This window comes from Lacticaseibacillus jixianensis (genome assembly GCF_003946485.1).
Classification (GTDB): Bacteria; Bacillota; Bacilli; order Lactobacillales; family Lactobacillaceae; genus Lacticaseibacillus; species Lacticaseibacillus jixianensis.
Genome location: NZ_RHOJ01000012.1, coordinates 39,162 through 57,152 on the forward strand (window position 1 = coordinate 39,162; position 17,991 = coordinate 57,152).

Consider the following 17,991-nt stretch of genomic DNA (forward strand, 5'->3'; position numbering starts at 1 on the left):
GCCTTTTTTGGTCAAAATGGCGCTGTAATTGCCGGCGGTATCGTCGTCATCCACGACGCGAAAATCGTCTGCCCGTAAGGTAATCGTGCCGAGGGTATTCCCGCTGTCGTCCGTCGCCACGACGGTGCTGCCGAGAAACCGCGCAGAGGCAAGCGTCCCGTCCGCGGTGCTGGCCGGGATGGTCCACGAGGTACTCAGTTCAACGTCGACCTTGGCGTCCGCCTGGGCAACGGTTTGGGGTGCGCTTACCGTTTCTGCGGCAAGGCCCACCCCGGTTGCGGCCGCAGCCGCCAGCAGCGCATGGCGCCAGTTGGTAATATGAGTTGGGTTAGTCATCACTTGCCTCCTTTCCTTTCAATGAGAATGGATCACTGACTGTTTGAGGAACTACCGCCTGCATTTTCGTCTGTTTGACGCGTACCGTCAAGTCCGCCAGTTCTCGCCAGTCTGCCGGCGAGGGCGGGTTGGCCCAAGTGACCTGCGGCATGGTCAGCTGCGGGTCGGAAAAGTCGGACAGGTAGACGTCGGTGTGCTTGGACAGCCGGTGCTCGATCACGATAAAGGCGTTGTCGAAACTCGACAGGGTCCGCGAGATGTAGTCAGTGTAAATCGGGCCCTGCGCAAAATCAACGCAGACGTAAACTTTGTCGCGCAGCGCTTCTGGCGGCAGGTAGTTGATCAGCGTGAACATGTAGGAGAAGTACAAGTTGACGGCCATGGTGCGGTTGAGCACCGGGTCGCCCGCCTTGACCAGCTGGCTGATGAAGGTGAGGATCAGCGCGTCGAAGGCCGGGTACAGGTTGGCAAAAAAGCTGATCTGCTGATCGTCGATGAAGGTCGTCGGCGCCAGGTAAAAGGTGACCATCTGCACGTGCAGACCAAAGAGCGCGTCGTGCAAGGCGGACAGGTCAGGCTTAGCGCCGTCTTCAAGGATGTGGTGCGTCTGAACCAGGTGAATAAAGTCCGTCGTCATCTTGGCCGCCTGGGGCAGGTGGGCCGCGGAAATCAATGCCGCGCCCTGCGTGTCCGGCAGGTAATGCCAGATGCCTAGGAACGCGTAGAGGTAATCGAGCTCGGCGGTGGTGACGCCGAACTGCTTGGGCAGGATCTTGTGCACGCCGTCCAAGCACCCGTCCGCGCCAGGCAGGGTGATGTCGCCCGGCAGCACGTTTTGAATGTGCTGGCCGTTCATCATCCGCAGCAGCCAGATTTTAAGGAAAAAGCGCAACTTGGTGACCTGCGTTGGCAGCAGTGCGACTTCAAGCTGGGCCTCAAGCGTCCTGATCAGCGCCGCCACGGTGGGATCGAGTTCCTTGAAGGGGCTGGCGATCCCGTTGTAGGCGACGAAGTAGAACTGAAACAGCGCCAGCCGGGTGGCAAACTCGGTGTCCGCCTCGGCGTGCGGGGTGAGAAAATCGTCGGCCAAGGCGCCTTTTAGCTGCGCGGAGGCCTCGTAGAACTTGGCGTTGGAAATGAAGTGTTCCTGCATGTACTTGTTTTTCGGGGTCCGGTTCGAGAAGAAGAACTGGTACTCGAAAACCGTGAAGAGGTAACCGCGCTGAAGGTACATCAGGCGCAGCTTTTGGAGGATGACCTTGGTGAGGTGGTGGGCCCGCCAGAAGCCCTTCTCGAGGTCGTCGAGGTAGCTGGGCGTGGTGGTCGACACGGCGACAAGATCCGCGTTCAAGGTGTCGAACAGCTTGTTGAGCTTGTACTTGGTCAGCCCGAACTGCTCTTGCAACGCGGATTCAGCGACAGTCTGGCTGGCCGCGTTACTGATCATTTGGAGCACCTGATAGCTGGCTTGATCCTCAGCATTAAAAATCGCAGACGCGTTCATCCAGTCACCTCCCAAAATTCCCCAATCTTACCCTCATTATACGGCATATTCTTGGGCTAAGATAGAATTATCTAATTGACCCGTCTCACCGCACGAAAACAAGTCAGGATGCCGGTTTTAAGCGTATGGATTGGGCTAATTTGGCTACCATTTTGTTATCATTGGCGATCAATTGAGCGTGGTCCGATGGACTTGGCCGCTCGGCAGGTGAAAATGTGGCGGGGGTGACTTCAGGTTGATCGCCGCGGCGCGGGTGGGCGTGGTAAGGTAGCGGTAGCGGATTTTTGGCTTGAGGAGGAGAACATGCGAATCTTAATTGTCGGGGCCGGCCTGTTTGGGGCCGTCAGCGCCCACGAGCTGGCCAAGCAGGGCCACGCCATCACCGTGATCGACAAGCGCGCGCACATTGCGGGCAACGTCTACACCAAGGAGGTGGCGGGCATTCAGGTGCACGCGTACGGCGCGCACATTTTTCACACGAGCAGCCGCGCGGTGTGGGACTATGTGCATCAGTTCGCTGACTTCAACCGCTACACCAACGAGGTCGTGGCGAACTATCACGGCGAGCTGTACAACCTGCCGTTCAACATGAACACGTTCTACCAGATGTGGGGCGTGACGACACCGGCGCAGGCCCAGGCCAAGATCGCAGCGCAGCGCGCCGCACTGGGCGACAAAACGCCGACAAATCTGGAGGAGCAGGCTATCTCGCTGGTCGGCACCGACATCTACCGCAAGCTGGTGCGCGACTACACGGCCAAGCAGTGGGGCCAGGATCCGCGGCGCCTGCCCGCGTTCATCATTCGCCGGCTGCCGGTGCGCTTCACCTTCGACAACAACTACTTCAACGATCCGTACCAGGGCATCCCGATTGGCGGCTACACCCAGGTGGTGGCGAAAATGCTGGCGCACCCGAACGTGACGGTGACGTTGAACCGCGATTTTCTCGCCGCGCGTGAGGCGTACCTGCGCGATTATGACGCCATCGTCTACACGGGGATGATCGATCAGTTTTTCGATTACCGCTTCGGCCCGCTGGCGTACCGCTCCCTGCGCTTTGAAACCAAAACTTTGGCCACGCCGAACTTCCAGGGCAACGCCGTGATCAACTACACCGACGCCCAAACCCCGTTTACGCGCATCATCGAACACAAGTGGTTCGAGTTCGGCGCGGGCAGCACGGACCACACCGTGATCACCCGCGAGTATCCGCAGGCGTGGCGTCCGGGCGGCGAGCCGTACTACCCGCTCAACGATCAGGAGAACGACTCCCTTTTCGCCCAGTACCAAGATTACGCGCAGACCACGGTGCCGCAGGTCGCGTTTGGCGGCCGGCTGGGGATGTACCGGTACTACAACATGGACCAAGTCATCGCGGCGGCGCTGCAGTTCGTGAACAACAGCCCGCTGTTCACGCCGCGCCAGCGCTAGCCTGACGCGTGTGCGGGTGACTCATAGGGCCCGCAGAAGCGGCGCGTGCTTGGCGAAGCTGCAGTGGCCAACAAAGTCGCGTTCCTCAAGAAGCTCCGCCTTTAAGGGCTTAGCGTGCCCCGAGCTGTTTTCGGCACGCTAGGCTTTTTTGCATTGCCCAGATTAGTCGAAGTGCCGCAGCCGTTCGATGAGCGCCGCCCGCAGCTCTGCGAGGTCGTGGTAGGTGCCATCGGCCTGAAGCTGCGCCTTCACCAGCGGCCAGAGCAACTCGAACTGGGCGCGCCAGGGATTCGGCGGCGGTCCGGTCAGCGGATCGGCGATGGCGGCCAAGGTCGCATAACTTTGCGGCAGCGGAATGGTGTACTGCGCCCCGTAAAGGAGCAGGCCAAGCGCTTCCCGCAGCACGGTTTGCATCGCCCGGGTGACCGCGGCCGCAAATGCCATGCGCTGGCTGAGCCGCCGCGCGTCCGGCAGCGTGGCGCTGCGCAGCGCTACCGTGAAGCTGCCGCGGTCGGCGGTAATGAACCGTGCGGCCACCACGCCGGGGCCTTGGATGGTGAGATCCTGGAGGTAGTGGCCGGCGACCCAGATGAAGTCGGGGCCCTCTCCGCGGCCCAAAGAGAAGTAGAACAGGCGAAAAAACGAGACGACTCGCGGCGGCTGGCCGTGCAGGCCGAGCTGCGTCGAGGCCGCATGGCGCGCATTGTTCAACTGCTTGCGGTAAGGAGCCAAGCTGCCGGCAAGCGTGTGGACGATGGCCGGCGTCCGCTCAGTGGAGACGTAAGGGCCGAACTGCGTATCAACCGCGATCGTGCGGCCCTGGCCGTGGTTGAACGGCATGAGTAAGGCCAACGTGGGTCGATAGACAAGTTCATTGCACACAGGCAGCTGCGCGGCCATCAGTTCTAAGTCGCGCGGGGTGAAGCCTGGCACTTGCAGTAGCGGACCATCGGCGCTGGTGATTTTGATCATTAGAACCCCTCCCAGATGTGATTTGGCTCAGCGCTTCGAACCCTCGTTCCCCAAACGCGATGCATCATAACAAGTGTACTTATTTTTTGTCAAAGCCTTTTTCTTACCAGAACATTAAAAAAATGAGGCGGCGCCCGCTGGTTGAGGAGGGCGTCGCCAAACTATTTTCCGGAACACTACTTCGCGGTGTGCGGCCCGGTGTACCGGGCTTGCGCTGCCGCCGCTGACCGCTCCCGTTCGCGTCTTGCCGCGGTGCAGCAGCTGCGGCAGTGGACCTCGGCAAGGCCCGCAGCTGGCCCTATACTCGCTTCATCATTAGCGCTAATGAAATTCTCCGCGCCAGGCGCAGGAGGCTGATGGTGATGAAGACTAGTCATGCGGGATTCAAGCTGTACTTGGCCAATCAAGGCGTGGTGCACGCGGCGGTGCGCCGCCTGTCCGTGCGGCCTTTTGATCCCGACTACGACGATTTGGTGGAAGAGGGCATGCTGATCTACGTGCATTATTACCAGCACTACCGCGACCCGGTGAAGCCGGCAGCCGCGGCGGCGAAGTTCAACAAGCTGGCCGGCCTGTTCGTGTACTACGGCCTGCTGAAAATCAAACAGCGGGAGGCCAAGCGGCCCATGCTGCACGAACGCAGCGTGCTGGCCGAGCCGCCAGGGGAGCTCGACCCAGCCGCACAGATTGCCATGCGGCTGGACGATGCGCTGTGGGCGGCCAGACTGCCGCGGCTGCGGGCGCAGCTGAGCCCACGCGAGGCGGCGGTGTTTACGCTGATGGTCGACGAAGCGTGGCCGCGCGCCGCGGCCCGGGCCGTGCTTGGGCTGTCGCAGGCCAACATGACGAACGTGCTGCGGCGCATCTACGCCAAGTACCAGGCGCTTGAGACGGCGCCGAACGCGGCGGGCTGACGGCACTGTGAACTTTTTCCCCGCCGCCGCTTTATTCATGTGTAGGGCCGAGGTTGGCCCTGCAGATCATGCAGAAAGGAGGAACCCTCATGGCACAGAAAATTGTACGGCGCCGTGCGACGCTCACGATCGTGAATCCGAGCAACCCGGATTACGCGCTGCGGCGCGGCCTTGGCGATATCTTGCCGAGTGCCACCGATGCCGCGTTGATGAGCGTTGCCCAGGAGGTCGTCAAGGCGATTCCCGGCGACCAGCTCGGCGGGATCCAGCTGACGATCACCGCGGACCTGGTTCCAGACGACGAGTAGTGACCCCATGGATCCCATAAGAAAGGAGGAATGAGCATGTATCAACTGAACCTGGTATTTCAGGGCCAAGACGGGCGCGAGCACCCCTTCCAGATTGGCGGCTTGAGCGAGCGCCCGGCGGAAGACTACGCCCGGGAGTTAAGCGGCGTCCTGATTGACAGCAAGGCGTTCGGCGCCAACGGCCAGCTATATTTCGTCAAGTTGGCCAGCGCCAAGACCCTGTACACTGTTGAAGAGGAACTGTTCCCGGTAACCGAGTAGGCCCCGCATTTTCATCACTTCCCCCAGTAAGCGAATGAATCCGCAAAATCTAACAACCGTGACACTGACGATTGCGGTCGTTCGCACTTCGCGGGCCAACACAAAAAGCCCCTTGCCATCGCGGCAAGGGGCTTTCGGTTTGCTCAAAGAGCAGGGATTACTTAACTTCTTCTGGGACCATCTTAACTGAACGGGTACCCATCCAGCCGGAGATTTCTTTGAAGGTGTCAGTGATCGCCTTGGTACCAGGGGCCAGAAGCTTGCGAGGGTCGTAACCCTTGCCTTCCTGGTCCTTGTTAGCAAGGATGTATTCGCGAGTAGCCTTCGCAAAGGCCAACTGGCATTCAGTGTTGATGTTGAGCTTGGAGATCCCCATGGAGATCGCCTTTTCAACTTGGTCCTGAGGAATGCCTGAGCCACCGTGAAGAACCAATGGCAGGTCAACGGCGTCAGCAATTTCCTGCAGACGATCGAAGTGCAGGCCCTTCCAGTTAGCTGGGTATTGGCCGTGAATGTTACCAATGCCGGCAGCCAGGAAGTCGATGCCAGTTGCGGCAAGGGTCTTTGCTTCTTCAACAGAAGCAAGTTCGCCTTCACCGATCACACCGTCTTCTTCACCGCCAATTGAGCCAACTTCGGCTTCAACGGAAATGCCCTTGGCGTGTGCCAACTTGACGATTTCCTTGGTCTTCTCAACGTTCTCTTCGAAAGGCAGATCGTGGCCGTCGAACATAACGGAGTTGTAGCCGGCAGCAATCGCTTCCTTAGCAGCTTCGTAGTTACCGTGGTCAAGGTGGATAACGATAGGAACGGTGATGTTCATGGACTCAGCTTCGAGCTCGATCAGAGCCTTGCAAAGCTTGTAGCCGCCCATGTACTTGGCAGCCCCCATGGAGGTCTGGATCAGGATCGGGACGTTGAGGTCCTGGGCACCCTGAAGCAGAGCGCGGGTCCATTCGAGGTTGTTGGTGTTGAACGCACCGATAGCGTAGTGACCCTTCCGAGCAGCTTGGAACAATTCTGTGCCGCGTACAAATGGCATAAGTGTAATTCCTCCTATTTTTGAAAAACAAGATTTTTAACGCCTCTAGTGTAACATAGATTTTCACGCATGACGATTGTGTTTTATTGGAGCTTTCAGCACGGCCGAGGTGAGTAGGCCGGACTTCACGGCTGACAGGGATTAGCCGGTTGCAGGCGTTTTCACGCCCGGTGCTGAGCTATGGGGAGCACGTCTCCCATCGGCAGTTGGCGGGCCGAGTCGAGTCAGCTTCAGATTTACTCAAGGTGAGGGCTGCATTTATCGTTGACAGATGTAAACGACGTGCTATACTGACATTGTAGTTTACAAACGTAGACGTAAGGAGAATGCCGAATGGATGCCAAAATTGACGAAATCACCCCGAGCGAATGGGACCTGATGCGGATCGTCTGGACCAAGGGCGAGGTGCAAACCGGCGAGCTGATCACGCTGCTGCAGCGGAAGCGGGATTGGTCGGACTCGACCATCAAGACGCTGCTCGGCCGGCTGGTCAAGAAGGGGCTGCTGGCGACGACCAAGGATGGGCGCAAGTTTGTCTATCACGCCACAGTCGCGGAGGCCGACGCGATGGACGAGACGGTGGCCGAGCTGTTCAACCACCTGTGCGCGATGAAAAAAGGCGCCACGCTGGTGGACTTGATCGAGCGGACCCCGCTGACTCAGGCCGACATTGCGGCCTTGCAGCGGGTGCTGACCGAGAAGGCGAAAACGGCGCCGACGACAGTGCCGTGCGACTGCTTACCGCCGGAACCGGCGGCAGGGGTTGCACCGGCTGCCGACTGTGAGTGTTAGGAGGAATTGACTTTGAGCGACGAATCAAAAGAAGCAATGCGGCCGATGCATCATGACCACCAGATGAAAATGGACCATGAGCCGCGCCACCAAGCCGGCGTGCACCATGAGGCAATGGCCAACATGGCAGAAAAGCATGCGATGCATATGAGCGCCATGCCCGCCACCGAGGAGCAGGGCGCAATGAACGGCGCGAGCGATATGGCCGGCATGAGCGGCATGGATATGAGTGACATGAACATGGATGACATGGACATGGACATGCCCGGCATGGGGCACATGAATATGGGCGCCTTCAAGCGGAAGTTCTGGCTCTCGCTGGTCGCCGCGATTCCGGTGTTCATCCTGTCGCCGTTCATGGGGCTGCACCTGCCGTTCCAGTTCACTTTTCCTGGCTCAGACTGGCTGGTGCTGGCGCTGGCGACGTTCCTATTCTTCTACGGCGGCCAGCCGTTCCTGAGCGGGGCCAAAGGCGAGTTGCAGGATAAGGCGCCGGCGATGATGACGCTGATCGCCATGGGGATCTCGGTTGCCTACCTGTACAGCGTCTACGCGTTCGTTATGAACCACTTCGTCGACCCGACTGGCATGACCATGGACTTCTTCTGGGAGCTGGCCAGCCTGATCGTGATCATGCTGCTGGGCCACTGGATCGAAATGAACGCGGTCATGAACGCCGGCGACGTGATGTCGAAGATGGCGGCGCTGCTGCCTGGCGCCGCGCACGTGGTGCAAGCAGACGGCAGCACGGCTGACGTGGCGCTGGCGAAGCTGCAGGAAGGCGCCAGCGTGGTCGTGCAGGCCGGCGAAAAGATTCCGGCTGATGGCGTGATCACCGCCGGCGCAAGCGCGGTCAACGAGGCGCTGGTCACCGGCGAGGCCAAGGCGATGGAAAAAACGGTGGGCGATCAGGTCATCGGCGGCGCCGTCAACGGGAACGGCTCGCTGACGGTCAAAGTCACCGGCACCGGCGAATCCGGCTACCTGGCGCAGGTGGCCAAGCTGGTCGCCGACGCGCAGGCGGATAAGTCGCGCGCCGAGACGATGGCCGACGTGGTGTCGCGGTACCTGTTTTTTGCGGCGCTGCTGGTCGGGCTGATCGCGTTCTTCGCGTGGACTGCGATCGCCGGGCTGAGCACCGGCCTGACCCGGCTGGTGACGGTGCTGGTCATCGCCTGCCCGCACGCGCTGGGCCTCGCGATCCCGCTGGTGGTCGCCCGCTCGACGAGTCTGGCGGCGGGCCGGGGCCTCTTGGTGCGCAACCGGCAGGCGCTAGAAACGGCCGGCAAGATCGATACGCTGATGATGGACAAAACCGGCACCCTGACCCAGGGAATATTTAAGGTCAACGCGGTGAAGGTTTTTGCCGGTGCGGATGAGCAGACGGTCCTTGGCCAGTTTGCGGCGCTGGAGGCGAGCTCCAGCCACCCGCTGGCGACCGGGATCCTGGCGGCGGCCAAGGCGCGCGGGGTAGCGGCCCCGACCGCGACTGCGGTGCAGACCCTGCAGGGCGTCGGCTTGACCGGCCAAATTGCGGGCAAGGATTACGCCATCGTGACGGCCAACTACCTCAGTGAACACGGCATTGCCTTTGACCGGGCAGTGTTTGACCAGCTGGCCGCGGCTGGCAACTCCCTTTCCTTTTTAATCGCAGGCCAGACGGTGCTGGGGCTGATTGCACAGGGGGACGAGCTGAAGCCCGATGCCAAGGCGCTGATCGCCGGTTTGCGGGCACGCGGCATCACCCCGGTCATGCTGACGGGGGACAACCAGGCGGCCGCTGCGGTGGTCGCGCACCAACTTGGCGACATCAAGGTGCACGCCGAGCTGAAGCCCGCGGATAAGGCCAAGCTGGTGCGGCAGTACCAAGCGGCGGGCCACCGCGTTGCGATGGTCGGCGACGGGGTCAACGACGCCCCGGCCCTGGCGCGCGCCGAGATCGGCATCGCGATTGGGGCCGGCACGGACGTCGCGATCGATTCGGCCGACGTCGTGCTGGTCAAAAGCGAGCCGCAGGACATCCTGACCTTCCTGAACCTGGGCCGGGCGACGACGCGGAAGATGATCCAGAATCTCTGGTGGGGGGCCGGCTACAACATTCTGGCCATCCCGCTGGCGGCCGGGGTGCTGGCCGGTATCGGCATTATCCTCAGCCCCGCGGTGGGGGCGCTGGTGATGTCCGCTTCTACCGTGATCGTCGCGCTGAACGCCATGAGCCTGAAGCTAAACTAGCCGGAGTCGACGCATCCCGTGGGTGCGTCGGCTTTTTCTATCTTAAGGCCACCCAATGCTGAGGCGGTGAGCGTTGCCGCCTTGGCCGCTGGCAGGTCGCGGTACTGTGCTCGCACCGGCATCACGCAAAACTTGCATTTTACTTACAAATAGTTAGAATGTAGGGCTACGGAAAGGAGGACACGATGAGACCACTACAAATTGGGATTCTTAACGTCATGCACGACAAGGCCGCGACGAATGCGCGCTTCACCAAAGTGCTCACGCATGCGGGCCGGCCCGTCGCGCTGCATTTCTACTATCCGAAGACGCACTACCCAAGCGGCGCACCGGCCGAAGTGGCCGCCATCCTGGCGCCGCTGGACCTTGCCGCAGCCGAGCGCATGGATGGCTTTGTGATCACCGGCGCGCCCATCGAGCAGCTGGCTTTTGCCGATGTGACCTACATCGCCGAGGTGCAGGCGCTGATGGCCGCGCTGGCCGGCCGTGCGGTGCCTCAGCTGTACCTGTGCTGGGGCGGGATGGCGGCGCTTGACTACTTTTACGGGATCGAAAAGCACCTGCTGCCGCACAAACTGTTCGGGGTCTACCGCGAGCGGCGCCTCGCGCCTGCGCCGCTGCTGGCCGGCCTGCCCGACGAATTCTACGCCGCCCACGCCCGGTACGCGGAGATGGACCGGGGCCAGATCGAGGCGGACGCGCGCCTGCACCTGGAGGCGACGACCGCAAGCGGTGAGCTGCTGCTGGTCGACCGCCCGGAAGCCAATCAGACGTTCATGTTCGCGCATCTGGAGTACGGCAGGGAGGGCCTGCTGCACGAGTACCAGCGCGAGGTCACGGCTCATCCGGAGCGGCAATACCTTCGGCCGGCGCATTATTTTACTGATCCGCAGACGATGAGTGGCCCGCAGTTCAGGTGGGAAGAGACCCAGCACGTCTTTTTCGACCGGTGGGTTGACCGGGTCTGGGCGAAGCGAGAAGCGAAGGAGGTTAGCGCATGATTGCAAACAACATTACGGAATTGATCGGCCGCACGCCGATGGTCAAGTTGAATCACGTGGTGCCGGCTGGCGCCGCGACCGTCTACGTTAAGTTGGAGTTCTTCAATCCCGGTGGCTCCGTCAAGGACCGCATCGGCCTGTCCATGATCGAGGCGGCCGAGCAGAGCGGCGCCCTTATGCCCGGCGGCACCATTATCGAGGCCACCTCGGGTAACACCGGCATCGGCCTGTCGCTGGTCGCGGCGGCCAAGGGCTATCATATGATCGTGCTGATGCCCGAGACCATGAGCGTGGAACGCCGCGCGCTGATTCAAGGCTACGGCACCGCGCTCATCCTGACCCCTGGCGCCGAGGGGATGCCTGGCGCGATCAAACAGGCGCAGGCGCTGGCCAAGGCCCACGGCTACTTCATGCCGAGTCAGTTCACCAACCCGGCGAACCCTGACGTTCATGAGCAGACCACCGGCCAGGAGATCATTGCCGATTTCGGTGGCAAAACACCGGATGCCTTTGTGGCCGGCGTTGGTACTGGGGGCACGCTGACCGGCGTCGCCCGGGCGCTAAGAAAGGTCGATCCGGCTGTGCAAATCTACGCGCTGGAGGCTGCCGAAAGTCCGGTGCTCAAGGAAGGCCACAGTGGTAAGCACAAGATCCAGGGCATCTCGGCCGGGTTTGTGCCAGCAGTCCTGGACACCGATTTGTATCAGGACGTGATCGCGGTCACCTCGGCGCAGGCCTTCGCCATGGCCAAGCGGGTCGGCCGTGAAGAGGGCTTTTTGCCTGGAATCTCCGCCGGCGCGAACATCTTCGGGGCCATTGAGCTGGCCAAAAGGCTCGGGGCAGGCAAGCACGTGGTCACCATCGCCCCGGATAACGGCGAACGGTATCTGTCAACAGAGCTGTTTGAATTTTAACTGTCAGCAATGTCAAAGCGGTCGTCCCCGGGCGGGAGCGACCGCTTTTTGCGGCTGCCGGCAGGGGCGACGAACAAAACTGTCACCCCGCTCACCACTAAAAACAAATTCGGGTTATACTACCGGCAAAGAGGAGTGATGGACGAGATGAAAGGCGAACAACTACCCGCGCAGATCAAGACGGTCTGGCGCACCAAAGCACTGATCGATGGCGTCATTTGGCTAGTGATCACCATTTTTTTGGTGAGCGCCTGGCGGTTGTGGGGCTGGCCATGGTGGCTGGCCGCGGTGGCCGGCGCCGCGACGATCCTGCACCCGGGCATTCACCTGGTGCTGATCCCGTATCGGTACCGCTTCTGGCGCTACCTGATCACGCCGACTGCCGTGTATTCGCGCAGCGGCTACATTTTTCGTTCGGAAAAAGCGGTGCCGATCAGCCGCATCCAAAACGTGACGCTGGAGTCTGGGCCGCTGATGCAGTGGCAGGGCCTGCAGGAAGTCCAGGTGCAGACCGCCTCCACCACGGATACGATCGCCGGGGTGACCAAGGAAGTCGCGGCCCAGCTGCGCGACCGGATCATGCAGCTGGCCCAGGAGGCGCGCGATGAAGGATGAACGTCTGCCGTTAGCCGCCCTGATCCTGATGTTCGCCGAGAGCGGGTATAAGTCGCTGGTCTACGTGATCGGGTTGATCGTCATTGGGTTTCGCGACCGGCGCGACGGCGGCTGGATCGTCTGGGTCCTGGTCGCGGTCGGCGTGCTGCTGGTCTTTGGCATGACGCTGGTGCGCTACCTGCGCTTCACTTACCGGCTCGCGGACGCGCAGGTCGTCATTAAGTCCGGCCTCTTCGTGCGTAAGACGCGGCACATTCCCTACGCCAAGATTCAGACGCTGCGCCGCCAGCAGTGGTTTTTCCTTAAGCCGTTCAACCTGGAGAGCCTGACCATCGAAACCTCAGGGAAAAACGGCAGCGAGGGGGAGGCCCAGCTGTACGCCGTGGCCCCGAGCGTTGGCGTGGCCATCGATGCCCGTCGGAAAACGGCGCAGGCCAAGGCAGTGCCGGCCCAAGCTGTGCCGGCGCCGGCACTGGCCGCTCGGGACCAAGCCGCTGCCGCTGCCCAGCTAGGGGCGCTTGGTGCTGCCGGCCAACCAAGTGAGCCGGCCGCAGTGCTTGACCCGACCGCTTCGGCCCAGCCAAGTGCGCCGGTAACCTCGGGCGCCGAGCCGCTGCCTGCCGAGCTGAGCTACACCATCTCCGCACACGATTTGAACCTCTACGCGTTGACGTCGCTGGGCTTTATCCCGATCCTGACCGGGGCCTTGTGGCTGTGGGACAAGTTTGACGACATCGTGCCCAAAGACTGGGAGCAGAACGTGAATCGCTACATGGCGCAGCTGGCAGTCGCGGCACTGGTGGCGGTGATCATCGTTGCGCTGGTCATCGGGATCGTCATTTCTTATCTGCGCTTAGTGCAGAAATACTACCAGTTCACGCTGACCCAAAGCGGCGATACGCTGACGGCGGCGCGCGGGCTGCTGAAGCGGACTCAGGTCAGCACGCGGCTGCACCAGCTGCAGGCGGTCCGGTTTTCGCAGACCGTCATTCGGCAATGGTTTCACCTGACCACGGTGCAGGCACTGATCGCCTCGAACGCCTCGGACGACGAGCAAAGCGATGCCATGGTCCTGATGCCGGTGGTGAAGGCTGACCAAGCCCTGACTGCGATGCGGCGGTTCGTCACGTGGCTCCCCGCGCAGGTGCCCGCCTTGCAGACGGTGCAGCGCAGTCGTTACTGGTATTACATTCGCAACGCCGCGCTGGGCAATCTAGTCGCGGTGCTAGCCGGGCTCGTTGGCATTTACTTCGGGCGGCCGGCCTGGCTGCTGCCGGCGGCCCTGATCGGGGCAGCCTGGGTGCTGCTTGCGGCGCTGCAAGGCACGTACTCCGCCCGCAGTGCCGGCGTGAAGATCCTGTCGCCTGACCTGCTGGTGCTGCAAAAAGGGGGCTGGTGGCGGCGCCAGCGGTACTTCGTGCGCCGCGCTAACGTCCAGTCGCTGGAGGTCAACACCAGCGTTTGGCTGGCCAAGCGCCGCGTTTGTCACCTCGTGATCAACGTGCGCCAGGGGGACAGCAATGAGAACATTGAGGTCAGCTACCTTGAGCAGCCTGTGGCCGACGCGGTGCGCGCCTGGTACCGGCCGGCCGATTTTGGCGCCGGCGACTGGGCCCTCTAAGGCCGCAGGCGCAACGCTTGATGCACGCAAAAACAGGCACCTCGCCACGGCGGGATGCCTGTTTATTTAGGCTAGCATGCTGGTTTAATTTGCGAGCTTTGCCGCAGCGATGATGGCCTTGAGGTAACCATCAGTATCGGCAAACGTGGCCCCGGAGACAACATCGGTGATGTCACTCTTCTTGGTCTTGCCGTCCAGCTGCTTGGTGGCAGCTTCGAGCTGCGCGATCGTCTTACCCTTGGCAAATTCGTTGATCGCCGTGGAGTTTTCTTCCCAGGTGTGAGTGGCCTTGGCTTCCTTCTTCATGATCGCGGAGTAGGCATCGGAGTTGGCACGCTTGGACGCGAGCACCGTGCCGGCCTTCGTGGTCTTACCGAAGTCGCTGTTGGAGTTAGGCACGCCGCCGAAGCTGCTGCTTGGGGTGTACTGGAACTCGTCAACGAAGCTGTTTGCGACCTTGCCGCCTTGCATGGCGACGGTCACAATCGCGAAGGACTGCTTGCCGTGAGGCGCCGCAAGCGTCTGGCCTTCAGTCACATCGTTGTTCGTGGTCTGGATCCCAGTGGAGACCATGCCCTTGGTGGCAGCGTCATAGATGGCTTGCAGGTAGCCCTTGGTGTCGACAAAAGTGGCACCGGACACGACGTCGCTGACCTTCTTAGCAGAAGCCACATCGCTGATCGCGGTCTTCACCTGAGCAATGGTCTTGCCCTTGACGAAGTTCTCGATCGCGTCTTGGTTCTCCTGCCAGGTGTGGGTCGCCTTGGCTTCCTTCTTCATCAAAGCGGAGTAAGGCTTGCTGTTTTGGAACTTGGCGATCAGCATCTGGCCCTTAGGGGACCCCTTGCCAAAGTCGGAGTCGGCGTTAGGCACGCCCTTCCAGTCCGGGCTCTTTGGCACGTACTGGAACTCGTCGATGCGGGCCCCGACGATCGTGTCGCCGTTCAGGGTCACGTTGACTGCGGCAAAGGACTGCTTGCCGTGAGGGGCAGCGTAGAGCTGGCGCATCACCAAAGTGCCCTTGCCAGGCACCTCGGCCGAAGCGTCGGCGCCGGTGTTGATCTTGACCTTGGCGACCTTGGTCGTCTTGGTGCTGGATGAACTTTTGCTGCTGCTGGATGAATTATTACTATTGCCGCAAGCAGCCAGCCCCAATGAGACCAGCAGGGTTGCGCCAATTAAAGTGAACTTCTTCATGCGAATCCTCCCTGAAACAATTTTATTGCACACGTGAATTATATCACAACACGCGTTTGCTAAATAACTAAAATCGGTTTCAAAACAGGCCACGCCCTAATGAAACCGTTCGCTTTCAAGAACATTCAATCGCTTTTCACAGGAAAAACCCCGCAGCGATGGGGCTGCGGGGAAAGCCGGTCCGGGCTCACAGGACTTTGTTCAAAAACACATTTAATTCGTCAAAAACGTCATCGAGGTAGCCCTTCGCGTGCCGGCTGCCAACCACGGTGCGCAAAACGAATGGCACCTGCGCGGCACTCATTGCCTCACCCATTTGGAAAAGACCACTGGTCGGAACGAATTCATTCAGCGAGTTGGCCAGGTACAAGGGCCCCGTCTGGGCGGTCACGCGCGGTGCGGGGGTCGCTTTGGCGTAGTCGGCCGGGGCAATGTAGTTGGTGATGAACCATTTATAGAAGGGGTCGTTGGGACCGTCCTGGTTGATGGTCGCGCTGGCCCGCTGGTTGAAATCGCTGGTGTCGCCTTCCTCCGCCTGAACGGCTTCGTGGTGGGCGAGCCAGTCGCCGATGTCCAGAATGCCGGACAGGGAAATTGCGGGGATGCCATACTTGATGGCCAGCTCGACGGCCATGTTGCCGCCGGCCGAGCTGCCAACCGCCGCCAGGTGCGCCTTGTCAAAAGGCAGGCGGGTCTTTTTGACCCAGGCCATTAGGGTGTCCATGTCGGCCTGCGCCGCCGGGTAGTGAAACGCGGGCGCGATGCGGTAGTTGGGGACAATCACCTCGTACTGCCGGGCGGCCCAGCGCTGCGCCCAGTCGGCGTCCTTGGCCTTATCGCCGCGAAACCACCCGCCGCCGTGGATCTGAATGATGCCGCCGCGAGCAACGCCGTCCGGGCCGTAAATGTCCAGCTTCAGGGCGTGTTCGCTGTCGTAGACCACATCTGTCTGAATTTGCATACTCCCACCTCCAGGATCAGCTTAGTCGGATTCGGCGGGGCTGGCAACGGATTTGACTTTGCCGACCGCCGCTGCTTGACCGGGTTGCGTCATTTTGTATGATAGGAGCAAGGAGGCGGGGGCATGAAAGACGAAACAATCGCAGTGATGGCGGACGTGCACGGCAATCAGACCGCACTGGAGGCGGTGCTGGCCGACGCCCACGCGCACGGCGCAACGCAGCACTGGTTTTTGGGTGATCTGTTCTTGCCCGGCCCGGCTGACGTGGCACTGATCCGGTTGCTGACCGCGGTTCATCCCGAGGTGTGGCTGAACGGCAACTGGGAGCTGGACATGTACGGAATCATGGCCGGCCATTTTCGCCTCGCGCATCCCGGTGATGTCTACGTGGCGCGGCTGACCGAGTACGCCTGCCAGCACGTGAGCGCGGCGCAGTGGGCGACCCTGAAGGCCCATCCGATCGCCGCCGAACGTGAGGTCAACGGTCTGACCATCGGGGCGGCGCACAACGAGCGCACGCGCGCCGGTGGGCGTAACCTCTACCCGGCCCAGCCGCAAGCCAATTTTGACCAGTTCGTGCCGGCCAGTCAGGACCTTGCCGTGTACGGTCACACCCACCAGCAGCTGATGCGGCCGACTACTAGCGGTCAGCTGGTGATCAACCCTGGTGCGGTCGGTCAGCCGTACTCGCCGTGGCACCGCTTCTTTGCGGACCAGCGGGCGCATTACGCGCTCCTGCACATCGACCGGCTCGGCCGCGTGGACGTCGAGTTCCGCAAGGTTGCCTACGATATTCAAAAGGAGCTCCAGCGCGCCGCCCGGCAAGGGGTGCCGTACTTAGAGCTGTACCGCCACCTGCGCGAAACCGGGGAGACGTCGACCCATGATCTGCCGACGCTGGCACGCGTGAACGCCGCGCACGGCTACGCAGCCGACGTGGACCGCTTCTACCCTAAGCACGATTGAGTCGGCTAAGCAAACAAGCGCGGCGCGTAATTGCCCTCGTCGTGTCTCAGCAACGCCCAGACACGCCAACACCCCGCCACCGCGATTTTTGAAGAACGAATCGTGATGGCGGGGTGCCTGCTTTTGGGCTAAAACCGCTTGGGTCTCAGCCTCTGCGGTTTAAATCTGACTATAGTAACCGAAGAAATCGTAGCTCATGTCGACTTTCAAGCCCTGGAAGTTCGAGGTGAACTGCCAGGTGCCAACGTTGGCCACTCCGGGCTGGGATGCCTGGTAGCGCGCGATCCACAGGTTCAACTTCGGCAGCTTGGCGAGGTCGACGCGGTGATACCAGATCCAGCTGGCGCTGGTGTATAGGTCCACCTTGGGGTAGCCGGCCTTTTTCAGTGCAGAAAGGAAGGCGGCAACGCGCCCAGTGAGCGCGCCCTTCAGGCTGGCGTCCTCCAGGTCCAGGGCCATGACGCTGGTCTGGTTGAGTCCGCGCAGCTTGGCGGTGCTGGCAAAGTAGCGCGCCTCCACCTCGGCTTGCGCCACCGTTTGAAACTGCGCGTAGTGGTAACCGTGCGCGTGCATGCCATTGGCCCACGCGTTCTTGATTTGGGCGACGGCCTTCGGGTTGCGGTAGCCTGTGCCTTCCGACAGTTTGACGATCACCGCCTTCGTACCGGCCTTGCGCAGCGTTTGGAAGAACGCCGGGGTGTCCGGATTCCAGGAGGAAACGTCAGCGACTAGGTTCGCCATGCGGTAAGCCTCCTTTCTCCTCGAAGGCCTCGATTTCCTTACTCAGGGTATTGATTTCCTCAATCAGGGTGTCCAGGCGGCGCTCAATGCGGGTGATCAGCAGAATGGCGATCGCCACGCCCACCGCCTGGTCCAGCAGGTAGGTCAGAGTTTGCGTATCCATCGTGCTCCTTTTGGTGGCAC

Annotated in this window: 18 protein-coding genes; 11 read left to right on the plus strand and 7 right to left on the minus strand. The window is 61.2% G+C overall.

The genetic code is table 11. The features are described 5' to 3' along the window. Positions 1-328: 328 nt before the first annotated feature. Positions 329-1,840, minus strand: a complete 1,512-nt coding sequence (locus EKM85_RS06355) for a hypothetical protein (RefSeq protein WP_125585432.1) — start codon at positions 1,838-1,840, stop codon at positions 329-331. A gap of 303 nt (positions 1,841-2,143) precedes the next feature. On the opposite strand from EKM85_RS06355, the gene glf reads away from it, so the two are divergent. Next, entirely contained in the window at positions 2,144-3,271 is a 1,128-nt protein-coding gene (gene glf, locus EKM85_RS06360; RefSeq protein WP_125585433.1) for a UDP-galactopyranose mutase, read from the plus strand. A 162-nt stretch (positions 3,272-3,433) separates the two neighbouring features. Here glf and EKM85_RS06365 read toward each other — a convergent pair whose 3' ends face one another. Beyond that, positions 3,434-4,243, minus strand: coding sequence for a hypothetical protein (locus tag EKM85_RS06365; protein ID WP_125585434.1), 810 nt, complete (start codon positions 4,241-4,243; stop codon positions 3,434-3,436). Positions 4,244-4,605: 362 nt separating this feature from the next. Between EKM85_RS06365 and EKM85_RS06370 the strand changes: the two genes are divergently transcribed. The 3 genes from EKM85_RS06370 (at position 4,606) to EKM85_RS06380 (ending at position 5,726) form a co-directional block, all read left to right on the plus strand. Further along, positions 4,606-5,157, plus strand: coding sequence for a sigma-70 RNA polymerase sigma factor region 4 domain-containing protein (locus EKM85_RS06370; RefSeq protein ID WP_125585435.1), 552 nt, complete (start codon positions 4,606-4,608; stop codon positions 5,155-5,157). An 89-nt stretch (positions 5,158-5,246) separates the two neighbouring features. Next, positions 5,247-5,465: a hypothetical protein gene (locus tag EKM85_RS06375; protein WP_125585436.1), complete on the plus strand. Its 219-nt coding sequence runs from the start codon at positions 5,247-5,249 to the stop codon at positions 5,463-5,465. Between the two features lie 36 nt (positions 5,466-5,501). Continuing rightward, positions 5,502-5,726, plus strand: coding sequence for a hypothetical protein (locus EKM85_RS06380; RefSeq protein ID WP_125585437.1), 225 nt, complete (start codon positions 5,502-5,504; stop codon positions 5,724-5,726). 157 nt (positions 5,727-5,883) lie between these two features. Here the strand turns inward: EKM85_RS06380 and fba are convergent, their stop codons facing one another. Beyond that, positions 5,884-6,768 carry a class II fructose-1,6-bisphosphate aldolase gene (gene fba / locus EKM85_RS06385; protein ID WP_125585438.1) on the minus strand — a complete coding sequence of 295 codons (885 nt, stop codon included), beginning with the start codon at positions 6,766-6,768 and terminating at the stop codon, positions 5,884-5,886. Between the two features lie 333 nt (positions 6,769-7,101). On the opposite strand from fba, the gene EKM85_RS06390 reads away from it, so the two are divergent. The 6 genes from EKM85_RS06390 to EKM85_RS06415 all read left to right on the plus strand — a co-directional run bounded on the left by EKM85_RS06390 (position 7,102) and on the right by EKM85_RS06415 (position 13,943). Then, positions 7,102-7,560: a CopY/TcrY family copper transport repressor gene (locus EKM85_RS06390; RefSeq protein WP_125585439.1), complete on the plus strand. Its 459-nt coding sequence runs from the start codon at positions 7,102-7,104 to the stop codon at positions 7,558-7,560. Between the two features lie 12 nt (positions 7,561-7,572). Then, entirely contained in the window at positions 7,573-9,792 is a 2,220-nt protein-coding gene (locus tag EKM85_RS06395; protein ID WP_379882219.1) for a copper-translocating P-type ATPase, read from the plus strand. Between the two features lie 185 nt (positions 9,793-9,977). Then, on the plus strand, positions 9,978-10,793 hold the full coding sequence (locus tag EKM85_RS06400; protein ID WP_125585440.1) for a homoserine O-acetyltransferase/O-succinyltransferase family protein: 816 nt from the start codon (positions 9,978-9,980) through the stop codon (positions 10,791-10,793). Beyond that, a complete protein-coding gene (cysK, locus tag EKM85_RS06405) occupies positions 10,790-11,707 on the plus strand; it encodes a cysteine synthase A (protein ID WP_125585441.1) in 918 nt (305 codons plus the stop codon). Before EKM85_RS06400 ends, cysK begins: the two co-directional genes overlap by 4 nt. A gap of 138 nt (positions 11,708-11,845) precedes the next feature. Beyond that, complete coding sequence (locus EKM85_RS06410) at positions 11,846-12,322, plus strand: PH domain-containing protein (RefSeq protein WP_125585442.1); 477 nt, start codon at positions 11,846-11,848, stop codon at positions 12,320-12,322. Further along, complete coding sequence (locus EKM85_RS06415; protein WP_125585443.1) at positions 12,312-13,943, plus strand: PH domain-containing protein; 1,632 nt, start codon at positions 12,312-12,314, stop codon at positions 13,941-13,943. Before EKM85_RS06410 ends, EKM85_RS06415 begins: the two co-directional genes overlap by 11 nt. An 84-nt stretch (positions 13,944-14,027) precedes the next feature. Here EKM85_RS06415 and EKM85_RS06420 read toward each other — a convergent pair whose 3' ends face one another. After that, positions 14,028-15,140, minus strand: a complete 1,113-nt coding sequence (locus tag EKM85_RS06420) for a peptidoglycan-binding protein (protein ID WP_125585444.1) — start codon at positions 15,138-15,140, stop codon at positions 14,028-14,030. A gap of 187 nt (positions 15,141-15,327) precedes the next feature. After that, positions 15,328-16,101: an alpha/beta hydrolase fold domain-containing protein gene (locus EKM85_RS06425; RefSeq protein ID WP_125585445.1), complete on the minus strand. Its 774-nt coding sequence runs from the start codon at positions 16,099-16,101 to the stop codon at positions 15,328-15,330. A gap of 123 nt (positions 16,102-16,224) precedes the next feature. Here EKM85_RS06425 and EKM85_RS06430 point away from each other — a divergent pair, with 123 nt between their 5' ends. After that, positions 16,225-17,067 (plus strand): metallophosphoesterase family protein, encoded by an 843-nt coding sequence (locus tag EKM85_RS06430; RefSeq protein ID WP_125585446.1) that lies wholly within the window; start codon positions 16,225-16,227, stop codon positions 17,065-17,067. Positions 17,068-17,226: 159 nt separating this feature from the next. On the opposite strand, the gene EKM85_RS06435 is transcribed toward EKM85_RS06430, so the two are convergent. Together EKM85_RS06435 and EKM85_RS06440 are read right to left on the minus strand one after the other, a co-directional pair. Next, positions 17,227-17,808, minus strand: coding sequence for a GH25 family lysozyme (locus EKM85_RS06435; RefSeq protein WP_125585447.1), 582 nt, complete (start codon positions 17,806-17,808; stop codon positions 17,227-17,229). Further along, positions 17,789-17,971, minus strand: coding sequence for a YvrJ family protein (locus EKM85_RS06440; protein ID WP_125585448.1), 183 nt, complete (start codon positions 17,969-17,971; stop codon positions 17,789-17,791). Before EKM85_RS06440 ends, EKM85_RS06435 begins: the two co-directional genes overlap by 20 nt. Between the last annotated feature and the right edge of the window lie 20 nt (positions 17,972-17,991).

What these genes read in the sequence shown, in the direction of transcription:
- EKM85_RS06380 (WP_125585437.1), top strand. Translation starts at nt 5,502, where the DNA reads ATGTATCAACTGAACCTGGTATTTCAGGGCCAAGACGGGCGCGAGCAC.
- EKM85_RS06415 (WP_125585443.1), top strand. Translation starts at nt 12,312, where the DNA reads ATGAAGGATGAACGTCTGCCGTTAGCCGCCCTGATCCTGATGTTCGCC.
- EKM85_RS06400 (WP_125585440.1), top strand. Translation starts at nt 9,978, where the DNA reads ATGAGACCACTACAAATTGGGATTCTTAACGTCATGCACGACAAGGCC.
- EKM85_RS06390 (WP_125585439.1), top strand. Translation starts at nt 7,102, where the DNA reads ATGGATGCCAAAATTGACGAAATCACCCCGAGCGAATGGGACCTGATG.
- fba (WP_125585438.1), bottom strand. Translation starts at nt 6,768, where the DNA reads ATGCCATTTGTACGCGGCACAGAATTGTTCCAAGCTGCTCGGAAGGGT.
- EKM85_RS06435 (WP_125585447.1), bottom strand. Translation starts at nt 17,808, where the DNA reads ATGGCGAACCTAGTCGCTGACGTTTCCTCCTGGAATCCGGACACCCCG.
- glf (WP_125585433.1), top strand. Translation starts at nt 2,144, where the DNA reads ATGCGAATCTTAATTGTCGGGGCCGGCCTGTTTGGGGCCGTCAGCGCC.
- EKM85_RS06375 (WP_125585436.1), top strand. Translation starts at nt 5,247, where the DNA reads ATGGCACAGAAAATTGTACGGCGCCGTGCGACGCTCACGATCGTGAAT.
- EKM85_RS06430 (WP_125585446.1), top strand. Translation starts at nt 16,225, where the DNA reads ATGAAAGACGAAACAATCGCAGTGATGGCGGACGTGCACGGCAATCAG.
- cysK (WP_125585441.1), top strand. Translation starts at nt 10,790, where the DNA reads ATGATTGCAAACAACATTACGGAATTGATCGGCCGCACGCCGATGGTC.
- EKM85_RS06420 (WP_125585444.1), bottom strand. Translation starts at nt 15,140, where the DNA reads ATGAAGAAGTTCACTTTAATTGGCGCAACCCTGCTGGTCTCATTGGGG.
- EKM85_RS06425 (WP_125585445.1), bottom strand. Translation starts at nt 16,101, where the DNA reads ATGCAAATTCAGACAGATGTGGTCTACGACAGCGAACACGCCCTGAAG.
- EKM85_RS06355 (WP_125585432.1), bottom strand. Translation starts at nt 1,840, where the DNA reads ATGAACGCGTCTGCGATTTTTAATGCTGAGGATCAAGCCAGCTATCAG.
- EKM85_RS06410 (WP_125585442.1), top strand. Translation starts at nt 11,846, where the DNA reads ATGGACGAGATGAAAGGCGAACAACTACCCGCGCAGATCAAGACGGTC.
- EKM85_RS06365 (WP_125585434.1), bottom strand. Translation starts at nt 4,243, where the DNA reads ATGATCAAAATCACCAGCGCCGATGGTCCGCTACTGCAAGTGCCAGGC.
- EKM85_RS06440 (WP_125585448.1), bottom strand. Translation starts at nt 17,971, where the DNA reads ATGGATACGCAAACTCTGACCTACCTGCTGGACCAGGCGGTGGGCGTG.
- EKM85_RS06370 (WP_125585435.1), top strand. Translation starts at nt 4,606, where the DNA reads ATGAAGACTAGTCATGCGGGATTCAAGCTGTACTTGGCCAATCAAGGC.